Here is a 22,647-nt window from a genome sequence, read left to right on the forward strand (position 1 = left end):
AATAGACATGCACGTAAATGCCATTTTTACCGGGTCAGTGAAATCTACGCATGGTGTGGACAGACGCCATACGTGATGTCTGTGACTGCTTTCGGGCAACGGTCTTCTTACCGCAGAACCCGAATCCACATCGCGTCTAATACATAACCAGGCGATGTGATGAATAACGGGTGCAGGCTCTGAACAGTGATGTGCACAGGGTCCAGGCAGGAGTAGGGAAGGAATACAGAGAGACAATAATAATGGTAGATAGCAAGAAGCGCCCTGGCAAAGATCTCGACCGTATCGATCGTAACATTCTTAATGAATTGCAAAAGGATGGGCGTATTTCCAACGTCGAGCTTTCAAAACGTGTGGGACTTTCCCCGACGCCGTGCCTTGAGCGTGTGCGTCGACTGGAAAGACAGGGTTTTATCCAGGGCTATACGGCTCTGCTAAACCCGCATTATCTGGATGCCTCACTTCTGGTATTTGTTGAGATTACTCTGAATCGTGGTGCGCCGGATGTGTTTGAGCAATTTAACGCCGCTGTACAAAAACTTGAAGAAATTCAAGAGTGTCATCTGGTTTCCGGTGATTTTGACTACCTGTTAAAAACCCGTGTGCCTGATATGTCCGCCTACCGTAAGCTGCTGGGTGAAACCCTGCTGCGTCTGCCAGGCGTGAACGACACCCGTACTTATGTGGTGATGGAAGAGGTCAAACAGAGCAATCGTCTGGTTATTAAGACGCGCTAACACGGAACAGGTGCAAAATCAGTGTAGTTTGATTACACTCCTGTTAATCCATACAGCAACAGTGCCGGGGATACCCGGCGCTGTTGTCCGTTTTAGCACACAGGCAGGACATGCCTGATACCTGGAGAGCCTTTCTTGAGCCAGGAATACACTGAAGACAAAGAAGTCACATTATCTAAGCTAAGCAGCGGACGTCGTCTCCTCGAGGCGTTACTGATTGTTATTGCCCTTTTTGCCGTCTGGCTGATGGCCGCCTTACTCAGTTTCAACCCCTCAGATCCCAGCTGGTCGCAAACCGCATGGCATGAGCCTATTCATAACTTAGGTGGCGTTCCCGGTGCCTGGCTTGCGGACACGCTCTTTTTCATTTTCGGAGTGATGGCTTATACCCTTCCCGTCATCATTATTGGCGGATGCTGGTTTGCCTGGCGTCATCGACAGAACGACGACTACATCGATTATTTTGCCGTTTCGCTGCGCCTGATTGGCGCCCTGGCGCTGATCCTCACCTCCTGTGGGCTGGCGGCGATCAACGCTGATGATATCTGGTACTTCGCCTCCGGCGGGGTGATCGGCAGCCTGTTGAGCTCCGCGCTGCAACCGATGCTTCATAGCAGCGGCGGCACGCTGGCGCTGCTCTGTATCTGGGCGGCGGGCCTGACGCTGTTTACCGGCTGGTCCTGGGTGAGCATTGCTGAGAAGATCGGCAGCTTTATTCTGACGCTGCTGACGTTCGCCAGCAACCGTACCCGTCGTGACGATACGTGGGTCGATGAAGACGAGTATGAAGATGAGTACGAAGAGGAAGACGAGGCGCCTGTACAGCGGCGTGAATCTCGCCGCGCGCGTATTCTGCGCGGTGCTCTGGCGCGCCGCCAGCGCGTCGCTGAAAAATTTGCTAACCCGTTAGGCCGTAAAACGGATGCCGCGCTGTTCTCCGGCAAACGTATGGATGAAGACGAGCAGATTGAGTATCGCGGTGCGGCCGTCGACCCTGATGACGTACTGTTCTCTGGCCATCGAGCCACGCCGGGAGAGTATGACGAATACGATCCGCTGCTGAATGGCCACTCCGTGACTGAACCGGTAGCCGCTGCTGCTGCCGCAACGACGGCTGCTCAGGCCCATGTTGCGCCTGTTGAAGGCGTGATGCCGTCCTCGCCTGTTCCGGCACCGGAGTCCGCGATCCAGCAACCGCAGGTAGACTGGCAGACTGCGCCAGGCGTCCATACGCCTGAACCGACCATTGCACCTGAGCCTGAAAGTTATATTCCTGTGCAGCAGGAACAGTGGCAGCAAACGTCTCAGCCGCCTGAGCCTGCCAGCGTGCCGCAACAACCGTATCAGGCTTATACGCCCGAACCCGCTGTACCTGAACAGCCATACGTTGCACCGGTGTCTGAACCCGAAGTGGTGGAGGAAGCGAAGCCATCCCGTCCGCCATTATACTATTTTGAAGAAGTGGAAGAGCGCCGCGCCCGTGAGCGCGAGCAGCTTGCCGCCTGGTATCAGCCCGTGCCCGAGCCGGTGCAGGAGCCTGTTGCAAAAGCGCCTTCGGTCAGCGTTCCACCTGTAGAACCTACGCCAGCCGTTGCGTCGGGTGCAGAAGCCGTGAAGCAGGCAACGGCAGCCGCTGCCGCGTCCGCTCCGCTATTCAGCCCGGCAGCCGACAGCGCCCCGCGTCCTCAGGTGAAAGAGGGCATTGGTCCACAGCTGCCGCGCCCTAACCGCGTGCGCGTACCGACTCGCCGGGAGCTGGCCTCTTTGGGCATTAAACTGCCTTCCCAGCGTATGGCGGAAGAAAAAGCCCGTGAGTCCGACTACGAGGATGATGCCGACGAACTGCATCAGGATGAGCTGGCGCGTCAGTTTGCTGCCCAGCAGAATCAGCGTTACGGCGAAGAGTATCAGCATGACGTGCCTTCACAGCAGGACGACGATGATGCGGCCGAAGCGGAGCTGGCGCGCCAGTTTGCAGCAACGCAGCAGCAGCGTTATTCCGGTGAGCAACCTTCGGGGGCAAACCCGTTCTCGCTGTCGGATTTCGAATTCTCACCAATGAAAGATCTGGTGGATGATGGCCCAAGCGAACCGCTGTTCACGCCGAGCGTAATGCCGGAAGCGGAGCCGGTGCGTCAGCCGCCTGCACCACAGGCTTACGTGCAGCCGCAACAGCCGGCGCCGCAGGCGTATGCGCAGCCGCAGACACCTTCTCAACCGCCTCAGCCACAGTTCCAGCAGCCAGCACCACAGCCGCAGGAGAGCCTGATTCACCCGCTGCTGATGCGTAACGGAGACAGCCGACCGCTGCAACGACCAAGTACGCCGCTACCGTCGCTGGATCTGTTAACGCCACCGCCAGCGGAAGTCGAGCCGGTGGATACCTTTGCCCTTGAGCAGATGGCCCGTCTGGTGGAAGCGCGTCTGGCTGACTTCCGCATTAAAGCGGACGTGGTGAACTACTCACCGGGCCCGGTGATCACCCGTTTCGAACTGAACCTGGCACCGGGCGTAAAAGCGGCGCGTATTTCTAACCTCTCCCGCGACCTGGCGCGTTCTCTGTCCACCGTGGCGGTACGCGTGGTGGAAGTGATCCCAGGCAAGCCTTACGTTGGCCTTGAGCTGCCAAACAAGAAACGCCAGACCGTTTATCTGCGTGAAGTTCTGGATAACACCAAATTCCGCGACAACCCGTCCCCGCTGACCGTGGTGCTGGGTAAAGATATCGCCGGCGATCCGGTGGTTGCCGATCTCGCGAAGATGCCGCACCTGCTGGTTGCGGGTACTACCGGCTCCGGTAAATCGGTCGGGGTGAACGCCATGATCCTCAGTATGCTCTACAAAGCGCAGCCTGAAGACGTGCGTTTCATCATGATCGACCCAAAAATGCTCGAACTGTCCGTCTACGAAGGCATTCCGCACCTGTTAACGGAGGTGGTGACCGACATGAAGGACGCCGCCAACGCATTACGCTGGAGCGTCAATGAAATGGAGCGTCGCTACAAGCTGATGTCGGCGCTGGGCGTGCGTAACCTGGCCGGTTATAACGAGAAAATCGCCGAAGCGGCGCGTATGGGCCGTCCGATTCCGGACCCATACTGGAAGCCGGGTGACAGCATGGATGCCCAGCATCCGGTGCTGGAAAAACTGCCTTACATCGTGGTGCTGGTGGATGAATTTGCCGACCTGATGATGACCGTTGGCAAGAAAGTGGAAGAGCTGATTGCGCGTCTGGCACAGAAAGCGCGTGCGGCGGGCATCCACCTGGTACTGGCAACGCAGCGTCCGTCCGTGGATGTAATCACCGGTCTTATTAAGGCAAACATCCCGACCCGTATCGCGTTTACCGTGTCGAGTAAAATTGACTCCCGTACTATCCTTGACCAGGGCGGAGCAGAGTCGCTGCTGGGGATGGGTGATATGCTCTATTCCGGGCCGAACTCCACCTCGCCGGTGCGTGTTCACGGTGCGTTTGTTCGCGACCAGGAAGTGCACGCGGTTGTGCAAGACTGGAAAGCGCGCGGGCGACCGCAATATGTTGACGGCATCACCTCTGACAGCGAAAACGAAGGTGGCGGCGGTGGTTTTGACGGCGGCGAAGAGCTGGATCCGTTATTCGACCAGGCGGTTAATTTCGTCACCGAAAAACGCAAAGCGTCCATCTCCGGCGTGCAGCGCCAGTTCCGTATCGGTTACAACCGCGCGGCGCGTATCATTGAGCAGATGGAAGCCCAGGGCATCGTGAGCGAACAGGGGCACAACGGTAACCGTGAGGTGCTGGCGCCACCGCCTTTTGAGTAATCTTCAGCGATTGCAAAGAAGGGTAAATCAGCAAAAATTAAGCATATTCTTCTGTCGCCTGCCTTCGGGCAGGTACAGAATAGAAACGGAACCCCCATATCGGGAAGACGTATTTTAAGGAATAACAATGAAAAAAATCGCCATCGCCTGTGCATTACTCTCCAGTTTTGTTGCCAGCAACGTCTGGGCTGATGCAGCCAGCGACCTTAAAAGCCGACTGGATAAAGTGAGCAGTTTCCACGCCAGCTTCACGCAAAAAGTGACTGACGGCAGCGGCAACGCGGTGCAGGAAGGCCAGGGAGATTTGTGGGTGAAACGCCCAAATCTGTTCAACTGGCACATGACCCAGCCGGATGAAAGCGTTCTGGTGTCTGACGGTAAAACCCTGTGGTTCTACAATCCGTTTGTTGAGCAGGCGACCGCCACCTGGCTAAAAGACGCGACCAGCAATACGCCGTTTATGCTCATTGCCCGTAACCAGTCCAGCGACTGGCAGCAGTACAACATCAAACAAAACGGTGATGAGTTCGTCCTTACGCCAAAAGGCAGCAACGGTAATCTGAAGCAGTTCACCATTAACGTGAGCAGCAACGGTACCATCAATCAGTTCGGCGCGGTTGAGCAGGACGATCAGCGCAGCAGCTATCAGTTGAAGTCTCAGCAAAACGGCGCCATTGATGCATCGAAATTCACCTTTACCCCGCCGCAGGGCGTAACGGTGGACGACCAACGCAATAAGTAAGAGGCATGAGTGAGCAACCTGTCGCTCGATTTTTCAGATAATGCGTTTCAACCTCTGGCCGCCCGTATGCGGCCAGAAAATTTAGCGCAGTACATCGGTCAGCAACATCTGCTGGCTGCGGGGAAACCCTTGCCGCGCGCTATTGAGGCGGGGCATCTGCACTCCATGATCCTCTGGGGGCCACCCGGCACCGGAAAAACCACGCTCGCTGAAGTGATCGCCCGCTATGCCAACGCGGACGTTGAGCGCATCTCGGCGGTCACGTCGGGGGTGAAAGAGATCCGCGAGGCGATCGAGCGGGCGCGACAAAACCGCAATGCCGGACGTCGCACCATTCTGTTTGTCGACGAAGTTCACCGCTTCAACAAGAGCCAGCAGGACGCCTTTCTGCCGCATATTGAAGACGGTACGATTTTCTTTATCGGCGCCACCACGGAAAACCCGTCGTTTGAACTGAATTCTGCTCTGCTCTCCCGGGCGCGCGTGTATCTGCTTAAATCGCTTACCACGGAAGATATCGAAAAAGTTCTGACGCAGGCGATGGAGGACAACGCGCGTGGTTACGGCGGACAGGATATCGTTCTGCCGGACGAGACGCGTCTTGCTATCGCCGAACTGGTTAACGGTGATGCCCGTCGTGCGTTGAACACGCTCGAAATGATGGCCGATATGGCCGAAGTGGACGATGCGGGCAAGCGCGTATTAAAGCCTGAACTGCTCACCGAAATTGCCGGTGAGCGCAGCGCGCGCTTCGATAATAAAGGCGATCGTTTTTACGACCTCATCTCTGCATTACACAAGTCCGTGCGCGGCAGCGCTCCGGATGCGGCGCTCTACTGGTATGCGCGTATCATCACCGCCGGTGGCGATCCGTTATATGTCGCGCGTCGCTGCCTGGCGATTGCGTCAGAAGATGTCGGTAATGCCGATCCACGCGCCATGCAGGTCGCTATTTCCGCCTGGGACTGCTTTACCCGCGTCGGGCCTGCGGAGGGCGAGCGTGCCATTGCGCAGGCGATTGTGTATCTGGCTTGCGCACCGAAAAGTAACGCGGTGTATACCGCCTTCAAAGCGGCGATGTCGGATGCACGTGAACGTCCGGACTACGATGTGCCGGTTCATCTGCGCAATGCGCCTACCAAATTGATGAAAGAGATGGGTTACGGGCAGGAGTATCGCTACGCCCATGACGAACCCAACGCCTACGCCGCCGGCGAGGAGTATTTCCCGCAGGAGATGGCACAAACCCGCTATTATCACCCCACAAACAGAGGTCTTGAGGGTAAGATTGGCGAAAAGCTCGCCTGGCTTGCCGGACAGGATCAAAATAGCCCTATAAAACGCTACCGTTAGTTCAATCGTTGCGGTAATGTTGGCAATATATCTCTGTGGCCGCAGGCTGTGGTCACTTTTTCCTCTTTTAATTCGATAAGCACAGGATAAGCATGCTCGATCCCAATCTGCTGCGTAATGAGCCAGACGCAGTCGCTGAAAAACTGGCACGCCGGGGCTTTAAGCTGGATGTAGATAAGCTGCGCGCTCTTGAAGAGCGTCGTAAAGTTTTGCAGGTACAAACAGAAAATCTGCAGGCAGAGCGTAATTCTCGATCGAAATCCATTGGCCAGGCGAAAGCGCGCGGGGAAGATATTGAGCCATTACGCCTGGAAGTGAACAAACTGGGTGAAGAGCTGGATCAGGCGAAAGCTGAACTGGACGTTCTTCAGGCTGAAATTCGTGATATCGCTCTGGCGATCCCGAACATTCCTGACGACAGCGTCCCTGTCGGCAAAGACGAAAACGACAACGTTGAAGTGAAACGCTGGGGTACGCCTCGCGAGTTTGACTTCGAGGTGCGCGATCACGTGACGCTGGGCGAAATGCACGCGGGCCTGGACTTTGCGGCTGCGGTTAAGCTGACCGGTTCTCGCTTCGTGGTAATGAAAGGTCAGATTGCTCACCTGCACCGAGCGCTGGCGCAATTTATGCTGGATCTGCACACCGAGCAGCATGGCTACAGCGAAACCTACGTTCCGTATCTGGTTAACCACGATACGCTGTACGGTACAGGCCAGCTGCCGAAATTTGCCGGCGATCTGTTCCATACCCGTCCGCTGGACGAAGAAGCTGACAGCAGCAACTACGCGCTGATCCCAACCGCGGAAGTGCCGCTGACCAACCTCGTGCGTGATGAGATCATCGACGAAGACGATCTGCCAATCAAACTGACTGCGCACTCTCCATGTTTCCGTTCTGAAGCCGGTTCTTACGGTCGTGATACGCGCGGTCTGATCCGTATGCACCAGTTCGATAAAGTTGAGATGGTGCAGATCGTTCGTCCGGAAGAGTCTATGGACGCGCTGGAAGAGATGACAGGTCACGCAGAGAAAGTGCTGGAGCTGCTGGGGCTGCCATACCGCCGTATGGCGCTGTGCACCGGTGACATGGGCTTCGGCGCCTGCAAAACCTTCGACCTCGAAGTCTGGGTGCCTGCGCAAAACACCTACCGTGAAATCTCCTCTTGCTCTAACGTCTGGGATTTCCAGGCGCGTCGTATGCAGGCGCGTTGCCGCAGCAAGTCCGACAAGAAGACCCGTCTGGTTCATACCCTGAACGGTTCTGGTCTGGCGGTTGGCCGTACGCTGGTTGCCGTGCTGGAGAACTACCAGCAGGCAGATGGTCGTATTGAGATCCCTGAGGTGCTGCGTCCTTACATGAAAGGCCAGCAGTTCATCGGCTAATATTTTGCTGCAAAACAAAAAAGCGCCTCAGGGCGCTTTTTTTATATCTTTGATTTGATACGACGCAATATTCCCTCCCTCTAAAGTAGTAATACTCCTCCGAACGAAAGTTAGCATAAAACACCTGTAACGAAGGAATTCGTTATATATAAAACTACATAGCGGTATGCGCCGCCTCTCTTTTCTTTGTGAGCAACCAAAGTGAGTCTTTATGAAAATCAAAGCGCCTGAAGCGTTAATGGCTGCCGAGGTCACTCGCCGTGGGTTGATGAAAACCACGGCAATAGGTGGTCTGGCGGTTGCCAGCAGCGCCTTTACGCTTCCTTTTACCCGTCTGGCGTCGGCGGCGGAGGCTCTGTCTCCCGCTTCAGCCCCGGAAAAAGTGGTGTGGAGTGCCTGTACCGTTAACTGTGGTAGCCGTTGTCCCCTGCGTATGCATGTTGTGGACGGTGAAATCAAATACGTTGAAACCGACAATACCGGCGATGATAACTACGAAGGGTTACACCAGGTTCGTGCCTGTCTGCGTGGCCGCTCAATGCGCCGTCGCGTTTATAACCCGGATCGTCTGAAATATCCGATGAAGCGTGTCGGTAAGCGTGGGGAAGGGAAGTTCGAGCGCATTAGCTGGGACGAAGCCTACGATATTATCGCGACCAACATGCAGCGCCTGATCAAAGAATACGGCAACGAATCCATCTACCTGAACTATGGCACCGGGACGCTGGGCGGCACCATGACCCGCTCCTGGCCGCCGGGTAAAACGCTGGTAGCGCGCCTGATGAACTGCTGCGGCGGCTATCTCAACCATTATGGCGACTACTCTTCCGCACAGATTGCCGCGGGCCTGAATTACACCTATGGCGGCTGGGCAGACGGTAACAGCCCGTCGGATATAGAAAACAGCAAGCTGGTGGTATTGTTCGGCAACAACCCGGGCGAAACGCGTATGAGCGGCGGTGGGGTAACCTATTATCTTGAGCAGGCGCGCGCCAAATCCAACGCACGTATGATCATCGTCGATCCGCGCTACACCGATACCGGCGCGGGGCGAGAAGACGAGTGGATCCCTATCCGCCCTGGTACCGATGCGGCGCTGGTCAATGCGCTGGCGTATGTGATGATCACTGAAAACCTCGTCGATCAGCCGTTCCTTGATAAATACTGCGTCGGCTATGACGAGAAGACGCTGCCAGCCAGCGCACCGGCTAACGGGCATTACAAAGCGTATATTCTTGGTCAGGGCAGCGACGGGGTAGCGAAAACCCCTGAGTGGGCATCCACTATCACCGGCATTCCAGTCGAACGTATTGTTCAGCTGGCCCGTGAAATTGGTTCAGCAAAACCGGCTTATATCAGCCAGGGCTGGGGACCGCAGCGTCACGCGAACGGCGAAATTGCCACCCGCGCTATTTCTATGCTCTCGATTCTGACTGGCAACGTCGGCATTCACGGCGGTAATAGCGGGGCGCGTGAAGGCTCGTATGAAGTACCGTTTGAACGTATGCCAACGCTGGATAACCCGGTTCAGACCAGCATCTCCATGTTTATGTGGACGGACGCGATCGAGCGCGGCCCGGAAATGACCGCGCTACGCGACGGTGTTCGGGGCAAAGATAAGCTGGATGTGCCGATCAAAATGATCTGGAACTATGCCGGTAACTGCCTGATCAACCAGCACTCAGAGATCAACCGCACCCACGAAATTTTGCAGGACGACAAGAAGTGCGAAATGATTGTGGTGATCGACTGCCACATGACCTCATCGGCGAAGTATGCCGATATTCTGCTCCCAGACTGCACCGCCTCTGAGCAGATGGATTTCGCGCTGGACGCCTCCTGCGGCAACATGTCCTATGTGATCTTCACAGACCAGGCCATCAAACCGCGCTTCGAGTGCAAAACCATCTATGAGATGACGTCCGAGCTGGCGAAACGTCTTGGCGTTGAGCAGCAGTTCACAGAGGGGCGTACTCAGGAAGGGTGGATGCGCCATCTGCACGAGCTCTCACGCAAAGCCATTCCAGACCTGCCGGACTTCGATACCTTCCGCAAGCAGGGCATGTACAAGCAGCGCGATCCGGAAGGGCATCACGTGGCGTATAAAGCCTTCCGCGACGATCCGCAGGCCAATCCGCTGACCACGCCGTCGGGCAAAATCGAGATCTACTCCGAAGAGCTGGCAAAAATTGCCGCAACGTGGGAATTGCCGGAAGGGGACGTTATCGATCCGCTGCCGATCTATACGCCTGGCTTCGAAAACTACAACGATCCGCTGACGGAGAAATTCCCACTTCAGTTAACCGGTTTCCACTACAAAGCGCGTGTTCACTCCACCTACGGCAACGTTGACGTTCTGAAAGCGGCCTGCCGACAGGAGATGTGGATCAACCCGATGGATGCGAAAGCGCGCGGCATCAGTAATGGCGATCGCGTACGTATCTTCAACGGACGTGGCGAAGTGCATATCGAAGCTAAAGTGACTCCGCGCATGATGCCTGGCGTTGTCGCGCTGGGGGAAGGGGCCTGGTATAACCCGGATGCGAACCGTATCGATCAGGCGGGCTGCATCAACGTTCTCACTACGCAGCGTCCATCGCCTCTGGCGAAGGGCAACCCATCCCACACAAACCTCGTTCAGGTTGAAAAGGCGTAAGGAGTAACCGATGACAACCCAGTATGGATTTTTTATTGATTCCAGCCGCTGCACCGGGTGCAAAACCTGCGAGCTGGCCTGCAAGGATTATAAAGACCTGACCCCGGACGTCAGCTTCCGTCGTATTTATGAATACGCGGGCGGCGACTGGCAGGAGGATAACGGCGTCTGGCATCAGAACGTCTTCGCCTATTACCTGTCGATTGCCTGCAACCACTGCGAAGATCCGGCCTGCACCAAGGTCTGCCCGAGCGGGGCAATGCACAAGCGCGACGACGGTTTTGTGGTGGTGGACGAGGATGTCTGCATTGGCTGTCGCTACTGCCACATGGCCTGCCCGTACGGTGCGCCGCAGTATAACGCGGCTAAAGGCCACATGACCAAGTGCGACGGCTGCCACAGCCGCGTGGCGGACGGCAAAAAGCCCATCTGCGTCGAGTCCTGCCCGCTGCGCGCGCTGGACTTTGGCCCGATTGAAGAGCTGCGTAAAAAACACGGTCAGCTTGCTGCGGTCGCGCCGCTGCCGTCTGCGCACTTCACGAAGCCGAGTATTGTGATTAAACCTAACGCCAACAGCCGTCCGACGGGTGACACCACCGGCTACCTGGCAAACCCGAAGGAGGTGTGAGATGGGAAGTGGATGGCATGAATGGCCGCTTATGATCTTCACGGTCTTTGGGCAGTGTGTGGCAGGCGGGTTTATCGTCCTTGCGCTGGCGCTGTTAAAAGGGAACCTCAATGCTGAACAGCAGCAGCGTTTAGTGTTGAGCATGTTTGGCCTGTGGGTGTTGATGGGGATTGGGTTTATCGCCTCTACGCTGCACCTGGGCTCACCGATGCGCGCGTTTAACTCCCTGAACCGCGTAGGTGCCTCTTCGCTGAGTAACGAGATTGCCAGCGGCGCAATCTTTTTTGCAGTTGGCGGGCTGGGGTGGTTACTGGCAGCGCTGAAAAAGCTGCCGTCAGGGTTACGTGCGTTGTGGCTCATCGTCACCATGGTACTGGGCGTTGTCTTCGTCTGGATGATGGTCCGGGTGTACAACACCATCGATACCGTTCCGACCTGGTACAGCGTCTGGACGCCGATGAGCTTCTTCCTGACCATGTTTATTGGCGGGCCGCTGCTGGGTTATCTGCTTCTGCGTGTAGCTGGCATTAATGGTTGGGCGATGCGCCTGCTGCCCGCGGTCTCGCTGCTGGCACTGGTCATCAGTACCGTTGTAGCGCTTATGCAGGGAGCGGAGCTGGCGACGATTCACAGCTCTATCCAACAGGCTTCGGCGCTGGTACCGGATTACGGTTCTCTGATGGCCTGGCGTGTGGTGCTGCTGACGGCGGCGCTGGTGTGCTGGATTGCCCCTCAGCTTAAAGGTTACGCGCCTGCGCTACCGTTGCTGTCACTGGCCTTTGTGCTGGTGCTGGCAGGGGAGTTAATTGGTCGCGGCGTATTTTACGGTCTGCATATGACGGTCGGTATGGCTGTCGCCAGCTAATTTTAGATTTTGTTATAAAAAGCCGGGACATAGTGCCCGGCTTTTCTTTTTTCATTCATGAAATTTTTCGACTGATGTTTCGTTGTAAAAATTCCCGGAAATAAATAAAAACAAATAGATAATTAATATTGGTAGCAGGCTTTGCATTAGCAGGATGAGTTTTTTAAATCGACAAGGCGCATATCGTGCGTGACGCCTGAATCGGTGGATTGACTTTGTTTTTGCCAGTGGCATGATGCGCACGAAATCTGAACTTCCTCACGGTTTTTAATCCATGACCACCTATACCCGCCCGGTGCTTTTGTTGCTCTGTGGCCTGCTTTTGCTGACCCTGGCGATCGCGGTGTTGAACACACTCGTCCCGCTATGGCTCGCCCATGAAAACTTACCAACCTGGCAGGTGGGTATGGTTAGCTCGTCCTTTTTTACGGGCAATCTGCTGGGCACCTTATTAACGGGCAGCCTTATTAAGCGCTTTGGTTTTAACCGCAGCTATTATCTGGCGTCACTGATCTTTGCCGTCGGATGCGCCGGTTTAGGACTGATGGTCGGCTTCTGGAGCTGGATGGTCTGGCGCTTTATTGCGGGCGTTGGCTGCGCCATGATCTGGGTGGTGGTTGAAAGTGCGCTGATGTGCAGCGGCACGTCCCGTAATCGCGGGCGTCTGCTGGCGGCTTATATGATGGTTTACTACGTCGGTACCGTTCTGGGACAACTGATGGTCAGCAAATTCCCAACCGACCTGATGAGCGTTCTGCCATGGGTAACAGGGATGGTGCTGGCCGCAATTCTGCCGCTGCTCTTTACCCGTATCGTGAACCAGAGCAGTGAGCATCAGGAGGCCACCCACGTCTGGCCGATGCTGAGACTGCGCCATGCGCGCCTGGGGATTAACGGCTGTATTATTTCCGGGATTGTGCTGGGCTCGCTCTATGGCCTGATGCCGCTCTATCTTAACCATCAGGGTGTCAGTGATTCCGGGATCGGTTTCTGGATGGCGGTGATGGTCAGCGCAGGGATTGTCGGCCAGTGGCCGATTGGCCGCCTGGCGGACCGCTTTGGTCGTCTGCTGGTGCTGCGCGTCCAGGTTTTCGTGGTCATCATGGGCTGTCTCGCCATGCTCAGCAACGCCGCGATGGCGCCTGCGCTGTTCATTCTGGGGGCTGCGGGTTTTACGCTCTATCCGGTCGCGATGGCCTGGGCCTGTGAGAAAGTTGAGCATCACCAGCTGGTGGCGATGAACCAGGCATTGTTGCTGAGTTACACCATCGGCAGTTTACTGGGGCCGACTTTTACCGCTATGCTCATGCAAAATTACTCTGATAATCTGCTGTTTATCATGATCGCCAGCGTATCGTTTATTTATCTGTTAATGTTGCTGCGCAAAGCGGGCGAGCACCCAACGCCAGTGGCACATGCCTGATTAAATAAAAGCCTGTCGATGACAGGCTTTTTTGTCCCTGTCACATATAAGACTTTTACTTATTGTGAGTTTTTACTGCCTGGCGATAATTCAAATGAGTTCTACCACTAAAAGGCAGCAATCATGTCTACTCGTCGTTTTTCCACTACCGCACTTGCCGTAGTGTTGGCTTTAACGTTTGCAACGGCTCCGGCCATGGCTAATCCAGGAAACGGGAATGGCGGTGGTCACGGAAACGGTGGCGGACAAGGTAATAGCGGCAATCATGGTAACGGGAACGCTGGTAACCATGGTAATAAGCACAATACCGGCCAGGATAATCCAGGAAAATCGGATAAGAGCTTTAAAAACAGCAACGATGTTGGTCATGATGTTGACGTCCGCGTGAGCTTCGATCATGCCCGCCATCTGGCACTGAATTACGGCTTAACGGGCTACGACTCTCTGCCTCCGGGTATTGCGAAAAACCTGGCGCGCGGTAAGCCACTGCCTCCGGGCATTGCGAAGAAAACCGTGCCAGCCGATATGCTGGGTCAGCTTCCTTCTTATCCGGGCTATGAATGGCGCGTGGTGGGTGACGACCTGGTCTTAATTGCGCTGAGTACCGCGATTGTGACTTCGGTGATTAACGGCGTCTTTAAATAGAATATAAAAAGGCCCGGTTTTCACCGGGCCTTTTCGTTAATACATGACCTTGTGGCCATACTGCTCAAGAATACCTTTGACGCGCTCCATCGTCTCTTTTTTCGGCGGCTTCACGCCATCGAGCTTGTACTCTTCACCCATTGCCACCCATTTGTGTTTACCCAGCTCGTGATAGGGCAGGAGTTCAATTTTCTCCACGTTACCCATATCCCGGGTAAATTCGCCCAGACGATGTGCAGAATCATCATCATCTGACCAGCCCGGTACCACCACGTAGCGGATCCAGGTCTTGACGCCTTTGTTGGCAATGTATTTGGCAAATTCCAGCGTACGGTGGTTTGAGACGCCAACCAGATTCTGGTGGATCTCATCGTTCATCTGCTTGAGATCGAGCATCACCAGATCGGTCACTTCAAGCAGTTCATCAATAACCGGATCGTAACGGCGCACAAAGCCGTTGGTGTCGAGGCAGGTATGAATACCTTCTTTATGGCAGGCGCGGAACCAGTCGCGCACAAATTCAGCCTGAAGAATAGCTTCACCGCCGGATGCCGTCACGCCACCACCGGACGCGTTCATGAAGTGGCGATAGGTCACCACCTCTTTCATCAGATCCTCAACGGTGACTTCTTTACCGCCATGGGTGTCCCAGGTGTCACGGTTATGGCAGTACAGGCAGCGCATCAGGCAGCCCTGGAAGAAAGTGATAAAGCGGATCCCCGGGCCATCGACGGTGCCACAGGATTCAAAGGAGTGAATGCGACCAATAATTGACATTGCGGTGATATCTCCGAATTTGGCCCATCCGGGGGCCTATGTAGATGCACAGCTCAAAGGCTATGTCGAGTCTGTTTTGGCTGTTATCCATTAAGTATAGATAGCGGACAAAAGAGACTGATGAAGCGAGGGTGTTAAAAAGGCCCCACTTGCGTGGAGCCTTTATTGTACGCTTTTTAACGCGTGATTTCAGTCAATTCCACTTACATGGACTGAGTGAAAGTACGGGTGATAACGTCCTGCTGCTGTTCTTTCGTCAGGGAGTTAAAACGTACTGCGTAGCCAGATACGCGGATGGTCAGCTGAGGATATTTCTCAGGATGTTCCATCGCGTCGAGCAGCATTTCACGGTTCATCACGTTCACGTTCAGGTGCTGACCACCTTCAATGGACGCTTCGTGGTGGAAGTAACCATCCATCAGACCCGCGAGGTTAGTTTTACGCACTTCGTCGTCTTTACCCAGCGCGTTTGGCACGATAGAGAAGGTGTAAGAGATACCATCTTTCGCGTATGCAAACGGCAGTTTAGCAACGGAGGTCAGAGAGGCAACCGCACCTTTCTGGTCACGACCGTGCATTGGGTTAGCACCTGGGCCGAATGGCGCGCCAGCACGACGACCGTCTGGGGTGTTACCGGTTTTCTTACCATACACAACGTTAGAGGTGATGGTCAGAACAGACTGAGTCGGGATAGCGTTACGGTAGGTAGTGAGTTTCTGAATTTTCTTCATGAAACGTTCTACCAGGTCAACCGCCATGTCATCAACGCGAGCGTCGTTGTTACCAAACTGCGGGTATTCGCCTTCGATTTCGAAGTCGATAGCCAGACCATCTTCGTCACGAATTGGTTTAACTTTCGCATATTTGATTGCAGACAGGGAGTCAGCCGCAACGGACAGACCTGCGATACCACACGCCATGGTGCGAACGACGTCACGGTCGTGCAGCGCCATCAGAGAGGCTTCGTAGCTGTACTTGTCGTGCATGTAGTGGATGACGTTCAGCGCAGTGACATACTGCTTAGCCAGCCAGTCCATGAAGTGATCCATGCGCTCCATCACTTCGTCGAAGTTCAGAAGGTCGCCTTTGATCGGTTCAGACTTAGGACCAACCTGCATTTTCAGTTTTTCGTCAACGCCGCCGTTGATTGCGTACAGCATGGTTTTCGCCAGGTTTGCACGCGCACCGAAGAACTGCATTTGCTTACCAACAACCATTGGGCTTACGCAGCACGCGATAGCGTAGTCGTCGTTGTTGAAGTCCGGACGCATCAGGTCATCGTTCTCGTATTGCAGAGAAGAGGTGTCGATGGACACTTTAGCGGCGAATTTCTTGAAGTTCAGTGGCAGTTTTTCAGACCACAGAACGGTGATGTTCGGCTCCGGAGAAGGACCCATGGTGTACAGGGTGTTCAGGAAGCGGAAGCTGTTTTTGGTTACCAGAGTACGGCCATCTACGCCCATACCGCCGATAGATTCGGTTGCCCAGATTGGGTCACCAGAGAACAGCTCATCATATTCTGGAGTACGCAGGAAGCGAACCATACGCAGTTTCATGACCAGGTGGTCAATCATTTCCTGAGCGTCTTGTTCGGTGATTTTGCCTGCTTTGATATCGCGTTCGATATACGCATCCAGGAAGGTGGATACGCGGCCGAAGGACATTGCTGCACCGTTCTGAGACTTAACCGCGGCCAGGTAGCCGAAGTAGGTCCACTGGATAGCTTCCTGAGCGTTGGTTGCAGGACCAGAGATATCACAGCCGTATTTAGCCGCCATCTCTTTGATCTGACCCAGCGCACGGTGCTGTTCAGCAATCTCTTCACGCAGACGGATAGTCGCTTCCAGGTTTACGCCGTTTTCCAGGTCAGACTGGAGAGAGACGAACTGCGCGTATTTGTCTTTCATCAGGAAGTCGATACCGTACAGCGCAACGCGACGGTAGTCACCGATGATACGGCCACGGCCATAGGCATCTGGCAGACCGGTCAGAACGCCAGATTTACGGCAGTTCAGAATGTCTTTGGTGTAAACATCGAATACACCCTGGTTATGGGTTTTACGGTATTCGGTGAAGATTTTTTTCAGCATTGGGTCCAGCTCGCGGTTATACGCTTTGCAGGAACCTTCAACCATTTTAATGCCACCGAACGGGATGATTGCGCGTTTCAGTGGTGCTTCAGTCTGGAGACCAACGATTTTCTCAAGGGCTTTGTTGATGTAGCCAGCATCGTGAGAAGTGATGGTAGAAGCAACGGAGGTGTCAAAATCAACTGGCGCGTGAGTGCGGTTTTCCAGTTTAACGCCTTCCATTACGCTGTCCCACAGCTTGGTGGTTGCATCAGTCGCACCAGCCAGGAAGGATTCGTCACCTTCATACGGGGTATAGTTTTTCTGAATGAAGTCACGGACGTTGACTTCATTCTGCCAGTCACCTTTCGTAAAACCTTCCCAGGCTGTGGCTAACTTTTCATTAAGCTCGGACATGTAACACCTACCTTCTTAAGTGGATTTTTTATTTACTGCCTGAGACAACCATTAATGATGATCGCCGCCACGCAGGTAAATGACCCAGTATGTCAACCCAACTAACAGACCCCCACCGATAATGTTCCCGATAGTGACGGGGATCAGGTTATCAGTAATGAAATTCATAATAGTCAGGTGTGAAAAACTTTCCGGGGTTGAACCAACAGCAGTCCAGAACTCCGGGCTTGCAAAGTTGCGGATAACAATCCCCATCGGGATCATGAACATATTCGCAATACTGTGCTCAAAGCCGCTGGCAACAAACATCGCAACCGGCAGAACCATAATCATGGCTTTATCCATCAGGCTACGACCAGAGTAGCTCATCCAGACCGCCAGGCAGACCATCAGGTTTGCAAGGATGCCGAGAGCAACGGCTTCGATAAATGTATGGTGCATTTTGTGGTCGGCGGTTTGCAGGACGTTAAGCCCCCAGCCGCCGTTGGCGGTCATGTACTCGCCAGAAAGCCACATCAACAGAACAAAGAGCAGACAGCCAATCAGGTTGCCAACGTAGACGTTGAGCCAGTTGCGCCCCAGTTGACCCCAGGTAATTCTTCCGCTGGCTTTTGCCACAACAATCAGCACCGTTGAGGTGAAGAGGTCGGCGCCGCAGATGACGCAGAGGATCAGGCCCAGTGAGAAGCAAATACCACCAATCAGTTTCGCTATGCCGAAAGGCATCCCGGCAGTGCCGGTGGTGGCTGTAATATAGAAGACGAAAGCGATGGAGATGAACACCCCAGCCGTAATGGCCAGAAAGAACGTCGTCATCGGATGTTTCGTTGCTTTGTAGACACCCGCTTCTTCGGCAACTTTCGCCATCGCAGCGGGGAGTAATAGATCAAAAGGGTTGTCAGCTTTCACACTAACTCTCTCTTTATTAAGTCGGCGACGAGATACTAACAAAGCATTATAGAAGAGAACTTGATATAGATCATATCTCGCCTGGCTTATAGGCCCGCAGTGTGTATGGTTTTACAGCAAAAGCGGAGTAAGTATTTGATTATCCGTATAAAAATAAATTTTAAAAGTTATGAAAAGAGTTGAATTTTTTCCTTCAGCCTCCCGTGGAACAGTTAATTAAAATGGAGTATTTATTAGAATTAGTAACAGTAAAGCCCAGGTAAGCGTTTTTATATTTACCCGTGATTAACTTAATTATTACAATTAAACGTCATTGCGGAAAAATAAAAAAAAGGGGCAATGAAATTGCCCCGTAATATAGCTCAGGCGATTGAATACGCCTACAGCCATTAATGTTATATGCGCTTATTTTGACCAGTAAGCGGCTTTAGCCTTCTGCAATTTTTCATACGCATTCAGCAGTGACTGATGCGCCGGGAAGGCTTTCAGATCGCTGTCAACCGCTTGCAGGCCATAGAACGGTTCTTCACCGCTCAGCGCCGCGCTGGCAGCCTCAACGGCATCTGCACCGTACATGCGGACGAAGGCGTTCAGATACTGCAATGGCTCGCGGTCGTCTTCCTGAGAAAGCAAGAGCAGCGTTTGCAGGCAACGGTAATAGTTAGTGCGCTCGGCGGAGAAGACGGACTGGTTAAACTCCATCGTCCACTCGGTCCAGGCCAAAGCCTGATCCAGATCGCCGCCCGCCAGCGCCAGCATCGCTTTTAGCTCGCCGATGCGCAGCGTGTACCAGCCGTTATCTTTTCCGGTTGCCAGACCCAGCAGTTCGCGTACGCGGGTGAAATCATCGTGTCCTTCTTCGTCCAGTTGGGCGATCAGGTTCAGATAATCTTCTTTATCCCACTCGCTGCCCGGCAGGGCCAGCAGGGTTTCACGCAGATGCGCACCCATGCTGTTGTTCGCCAGCCACAGATCTTCTGCCGGATAGATGTCCGACATACCCGGCACAATAATACGGCACGCATAAACGCCGAGGTGTTCATAGTCGGCAATATAGACTTCCTGATCTTCCGCGTTGAAGATCGCCATCAGGGTGACGAACTCTTCTTCCGTCGTACCGGCAAAGCTCCAGTCCACGAACGGATAGTCTGCGTCCTGTTTGAACATATCCCAGGAGATCAAACCGCTGGAGTCGATGAAGTGCGTTTCGAGGTTGGTGTGCTCGGCGACTTCTTCGTCATCAAAGGTTGGCGGGGTGAATACGTCGAGATCTTTCAGGCTACGACCTTGCAGCAGTTCGGTCACGGTACGCTCCAGCGCCACGCCGAAGTCCGGGTGCGCGCCGAAAGAGGCGAAGCAGGTGCCATTTGCCGGGTTAAACAGTACCACGCAGATAACCGGATATTTGCCGCCCAGAGAGCCGTCATAAGCAAAGATTGGGAAACCTTCCGCTTCCAGTTTGGCGATGGATTCCACCACGCCCGGGTAGCGCGCCAGCACGTCAGCCGGGATCTCCGGCAGGCTGATGGATTCAGCAATAATACGGTTTTTGATGTGACGCTCGAAAACTTCAGACAACCCCTGTACACGCGCTTCGTTACGGGTGTTACCGGCAGACATACCGTTAGACACATACAGATTGCCAACGATGTTCATTGGAATGTAAACGGTCTGCTCGTCAGACTGACGGGTGAACGGCAGGGCGCAGATACCACGATCCTCATTGCCGGATTGCAGGTCGATCAGCATGCTGGCGGTCAGTTCGTTTTCCGGATCGTAGAACGCGCGCAGGCGGGCATCGAGAATGCCTTCCGGCAGTTCGTCGTCTTCGGGTAGCGGGAACCATTTTTCGTTCGGGTAGTGAACGAACGGGCCGTTGGCAATCGTTTCACCCAGCCAGAAGTCGGCGAAGAAATAGTTGGTGGACAGACGCTCAAAATACTCACCCAGCGCAGAGGCCAGTGCCGCTTTTTTGGTCGCGCCTTTGCCGTTGGTGAAGCACAGCGCACAGTCTTTGTCGCGAATATGCACGGACCAGACGTGAGGCACCGGATTCAGCCAGGAGGCTTCTTCGATATTAAAGCCCAGGTCGGTCAGTTTCTGCTGGAAGCGAGCGATGGAATCTTCCAGAGCGGCGTCTTTGCCGGGGATAAACGTTTGAGTCATGGCGTTCACTTTTATCGTACGTAAAGCGCGCAATGATACGGGTTTTGCGTGACGGGTGCTATCTCCGGCGAAAATAAATGGCTGGGCTATGCTTATAAGCAGTAACCTACTGTTAAGGCATAAAAAAATGAAAGCATTTGATCTCCAGCGGATGGCGTTTGATAAAGTCCCACCTGAGTTTTTAGGCGAAGTGGCGTTGCGTAGCCTGTACACCTTTGTACTCGTCTTCCTGTTCCTGAAAATCACCGGACGTCGCGGCGTGCGGCAGATGTCACTGTTTGAAGTGCTGATTATCCTGACGCTGGGTTCGGCGGCAGGGGACGTTGCCTTTTATGACGATGTGCCGATGGTGCCGGTTTTTATCGTCTTCGTGACGCTTGCGCTGCTGTACCGGCTGGTCATGTGGCTGATGTCGAAAAGTGAAAAACTGGAAGATCTGTTCGAAGGAAAACCGGTGGTGATTGTCGAAGATGGTCAACTGGCCTGGGAGAATGTGCAAAGCGCCAATATGACGGAGTTTGAGTTCTTTATGGAGCTACGTATAAGCAGCGTTGAACAGCTGGGGCAGGTGCGTCTGGCGATTATGGAAACGAACGGTCAAATCAGCGTTTATTACTATCCTGACGATGAGGTCAAGCCCGGCCTGTGCATACTGCCGGATATGCTTATCGAGCGATACAAAACCGTCCCTGATGCGGGCCAGTATGCCTGCATAAAATGCAGCCATGTGGTGGTCATGCAGGCGGGCGATCATCAATTATGCCCTCGCTGTACAAATCCAGAATGGACGAAGGTTAGCCGGGCTAAACGCATTACCTGACAGCGATATTGTCGGTTTTGCGACAACGGTACGGCAGATTGTTTTGTGTGACGAGGGGCACATTTCTTCGGCCATAAGTTTTAGACATTGCGGCGCGTGTCACTGAATGATAAAACCGATATCCACAGTTATAACTTATGGCTTTTAGCGTGGTGAGGGGAAATGGCTCAAGTCTTTAATTTCAGTTCAGGTCCGGCAATGTTACCGGCAGACGTGCTCAAACAGGCTCAACAGGAGCTGTGTGACTGGAACGGTCTGGGTACGTCGGTGATGGAAGTTAGCCACCGGGGTAAAGCGTTTATTCAGGTGGCGGAAGAGGCAGAAAAGGATTTTCGCGATCTGCTGAACATTCCCTCGAACTACAAAGTATTGTTCTGTCACGGCGGTGGACGCGGTCAGTTTGCGGGTATTCCGCTCAATCTGCTGGGCGACAAATCCACCGCTGATTACGTTGATGCCGGCTACTGGGCGGCCAGTGCGGTAAAAGAAGCGCACAAATATTGCACGCCGAACGTTATCGATGCCAAAGTGACCGTTGACGGTATGCGCGCCGTGAAGCCGATGAGTGAGTGGCAGCTTTCTGACAACGCCGCGTATCTTCATTACTGCCCGAACGAAACCATCGACGGTATCGCTATTCACGAAGAGCCAGACTTTGGCGAAAATGTCATTGTGACGGCGGACTTCTCCTCCACCATTCTGTCCACGCCGCTGGACGTCAGCCGCTACGGCGTCATCTACGCGGGTGCCCAGAAAAACATCGGTCCTGCGGGTCTGACTATCGTTATCGTGCGTGAAGACCTGCTGGGGAAAGCCCATAAGTCTTGCCCGTCAATTCTGGATTACACCGTCCTGAACGACAACGATTCCATGTTCAACACTCCACCAACGTTCGCCTGGTATCTCTCCGGCCTGGTCTTCAAATGGCTGAAGCAAAAAGGCGGCGTGGCGCAGATGGACAAGATCAATCAGCAAAAAGCTGAACTGCTGTACGGCGTGATCGACAAGAGCGATTTCTACCGTAACGATGTCGCCAAAACTAACCGTTCGCGCATGAACGTGCCGTTCCAGCTGGCGGACAACAACCTGGATAACGTGTTCCTGGAAGAGTCCTTCGCGGCGGGTCTGCATGCGCTGAAAGGTCACCGTGTGGTAGGCGGTATGCGTGCCTCTATCTATAACGCGATGCCGCTGGAAGGCGTTAAAGCCCTGACTGATTTCATGATCGACTTCGAACGTCGTCACGGTTAATTG

At 54.1% G+C, this 22,647-nt stretch carries 16 protein-coding genes; 12 read left to right on the forward strand and 4 right to left on the reverse strand.

The window, feature by feature from the left end; genetic code table 11:
* Window positions 1-242 precede the first annotated feature (242 nt).
* From lrp to L3069_RS07385, 10 genes are all read left to right on the forward strand, one after another.
* Entirely contained in the window at window positions 243-737 is a 495-nt protein-coding gene (gene lrp, locus L3069_RS07340; protein ID WP_000228469.1) for a leucine-responsive transcriptional regulator Lrp, read from the forward strand.
* Between the two features lie 135 nt (window positions 738-872).
* Window positions 873-4,538, forward strand: a complete 3,666-nt coding sequence (locus L3069_RS07345) for a DNA translocase FtsK 4TM domain-containing protein (RefSeq protein ID WP_236901908.1) — start codon at window positions 873-875, stop codon at window positions 4,536-4,538.
* A 127-nt stretch (window positions 4,539-4,665) separates the two neighbouring features.
* Window positions 4,666-5,280, forward strand: coding sequence for an outer membrane lipoprotein chaperone LolA (gene lolA / locus L3069_RS07350; RefSeq protein ID WP_038415773.1), 615 nt, complete (start codon window positions 4,666-4,668; stop codon window positions 5,278-5,280).
* 9 nt (window positions 5,281-5,289) lie between these two features.
* Complete coding sequence (gene rarA, locus L3069_RS07355) at window positions 5,290-6,633, forward strand: replication-associated recombination protein RarA (RefSeq protein ID WP_022647619.1); 1,344 nt, start codon at window positions 5,290-5,292, stop codon at window positions 6,631-6,633.
* 92 nt (window positions 6,634-6,725) lie between these two features.
* Entirely contained in the window at window positions 6,726-8,018 is a 1,293-nt protein-coding gene (serS, locus tag L3069_RS07360; RefSeq protein WP_003858266.1) for a serine--tRNA ligase, read from the forward strand.
* A gap of 211 nt (window positions 8,019-8,229) precedes the next feature.
* The gene (gene dmsA / locus L3069_RS07365; RefSeq protein ID WP_038415775.1) at window positions 8,230-10,674 is read left to right on the forward strand and encodes a dimethylsulfoxide reductase subunit A; all 2,445 of its coding nucleotides are present in this window, start codon (window positions 8,230-8,232) and stop codon (window positions 10,672-10,674) included.
* 10 nt (window positions 10,675-10,684) lie between these two features.
* On the forward strand, window positions 10,685-11,302 hold the full coding sequence (locus L3069_RS07370) for a DMSO/selenate family reductase complex B subunit (RefSeq protein WP_017384545.1): 618 nt from the start codon (window positions 10,685-10,687) through the stop codon (window positions 11,300-11,302).
* Window position 11,303: 1 nt separating this feature from the next.
* On the forward strand, window positions 11,304-12,167 hold the full coding sequence (locus L3069_RS07375) for a dimethyl sulfoxide reductase anchor subunit family protein (protein ID WP_023299719.1): 864 nt from the start codon (window positions 11,304-11,306) through the stop codon (window positions 12,165-12,167).
* A gap of 274 nt (window positions 12,168-12,441) precedes the next feature.
* Window positions 12,442-13,590, forward strand: coding sequence for an MFS transporter (locus L3069_RS07380; RefSeq protein WP_023299720.1), 1,149 nt, complete (start codon window positions 12,442-12,444; stop codon window positions 13,588-13,590).
* 123 nt (window positions 13,591-13,713) lie between these two features.
* Window positions 13,714-14,235, forward strand: coding sequence for an anti-virulence regulator CigR family protein (locus L3069_RS07385; protein ID WP_022647623.1), 522 nt, complete (start codon window positions 13,714-13,716; stop codon window positions 14,233-14,235).
* Window positions 14,236-14,271: 36 nt separating this feature from the next.
* Here L3069_RS07385 and pflA read toward each other — a convergent pair whose 3' ends face one another.
* From pflA to ycaO, 4 genes are all read right to left on the reverse strand, one after another.
* On the reverse strand, window positions 14,272-15,012 hold the full coding sequence (gene pflA / locus L3069_RS07390; protein ID WP_003858250.1) for a pyruvate formate lyase 1-activating protein: 741 nt from the start codon (window positions 15,010-15,012) through the stop codon (window positions 14,272-14,274).
* Window positions 15,013-15,215: 203 nt separating this feature from the next.
* Entirely contained in the window at window positions 15,216-17,498 is a 2,283-nt protein-coding gene (gene pflB / locus L3069_RS07395; RefSeq protein ID WP_022647624.1) for a formate C-acetyltransferase, read from the reverse strand.
* A gap of 51 nt (window positions 17,499-17,549) precedes the next feature.
* Window positions 17,550-18,407, reverse strand: coding sequence for a formate transporter FocA (focA, locus tag L3069_RS07400; RefSeq protein WP_017384832.1), 858 nt, complete (start codon window positions 18,405-18,407; stop codon window positions 17,550-17,552).
* Between the two features lie 405 nt (window positions 18,408-18,812).
* On the reverse strand, window positions 18,813-20,573 hold the full coding sequence (gene ycaO / locus L3069_RS07405; RefSeq protein ID WP_063135896.1) for a 30S ribosomal protein S12 methylthiotransferase accessory factor YcaO: 1,761 nt from the start codon (window positions 20,571-20,573) through the stop codon (window positions 18,813-18,815).
* Between the two features lie 127 nt (window positions 20,574-20,700).
* Here ycaO and L3069_RS07410 point away from each other — a divergent pair, with 127 nt between their 5' ends.
* Together L3069_RS07410 and serC are read left to right on the forward strand one after the other, a co-directional pair.
* On the forward strand, window positions 20,701-21,393 hold the full coding sequence (locus tag L3069_RS07410) for a DUF421 domain-containing protein (RefSeq protein ID WP_023299721.1): 693 nt from the start codon (window positions 20,701-20,703) through the stop codon (window positions 21,391-21,393).
* Between the two features lie 162 nt (window positions 21,394-21,555).
* Window positions 21,556-22,644 carry a 3-phosphoserine/phosphohydroxythreonine transaminase gene (serC, locus tag L3069_RS07415; protein ID WP_022647627.1) on the forward strand — a complete coding sequence of 363 codons (1,089 nt, stop codon included), beginning with the start codon at window positions 21,556-21,558 and terminating at the stop codon, window positions 22,642-22,644.
* Window positions 22,645-22,647 lie beyond the last annotated feature (3 nt).

Source organism: Enterobacter cloacae complex sp. ECL411, assembly GCF_021869665.1.
Taxonomy (GTDB): Bacteria; Pseudomonadota; Gammaproteobacteria; order Enterobacterales; family Enterobacteriaceae; genus Enterobacter; species Enterobacter intestinihominis.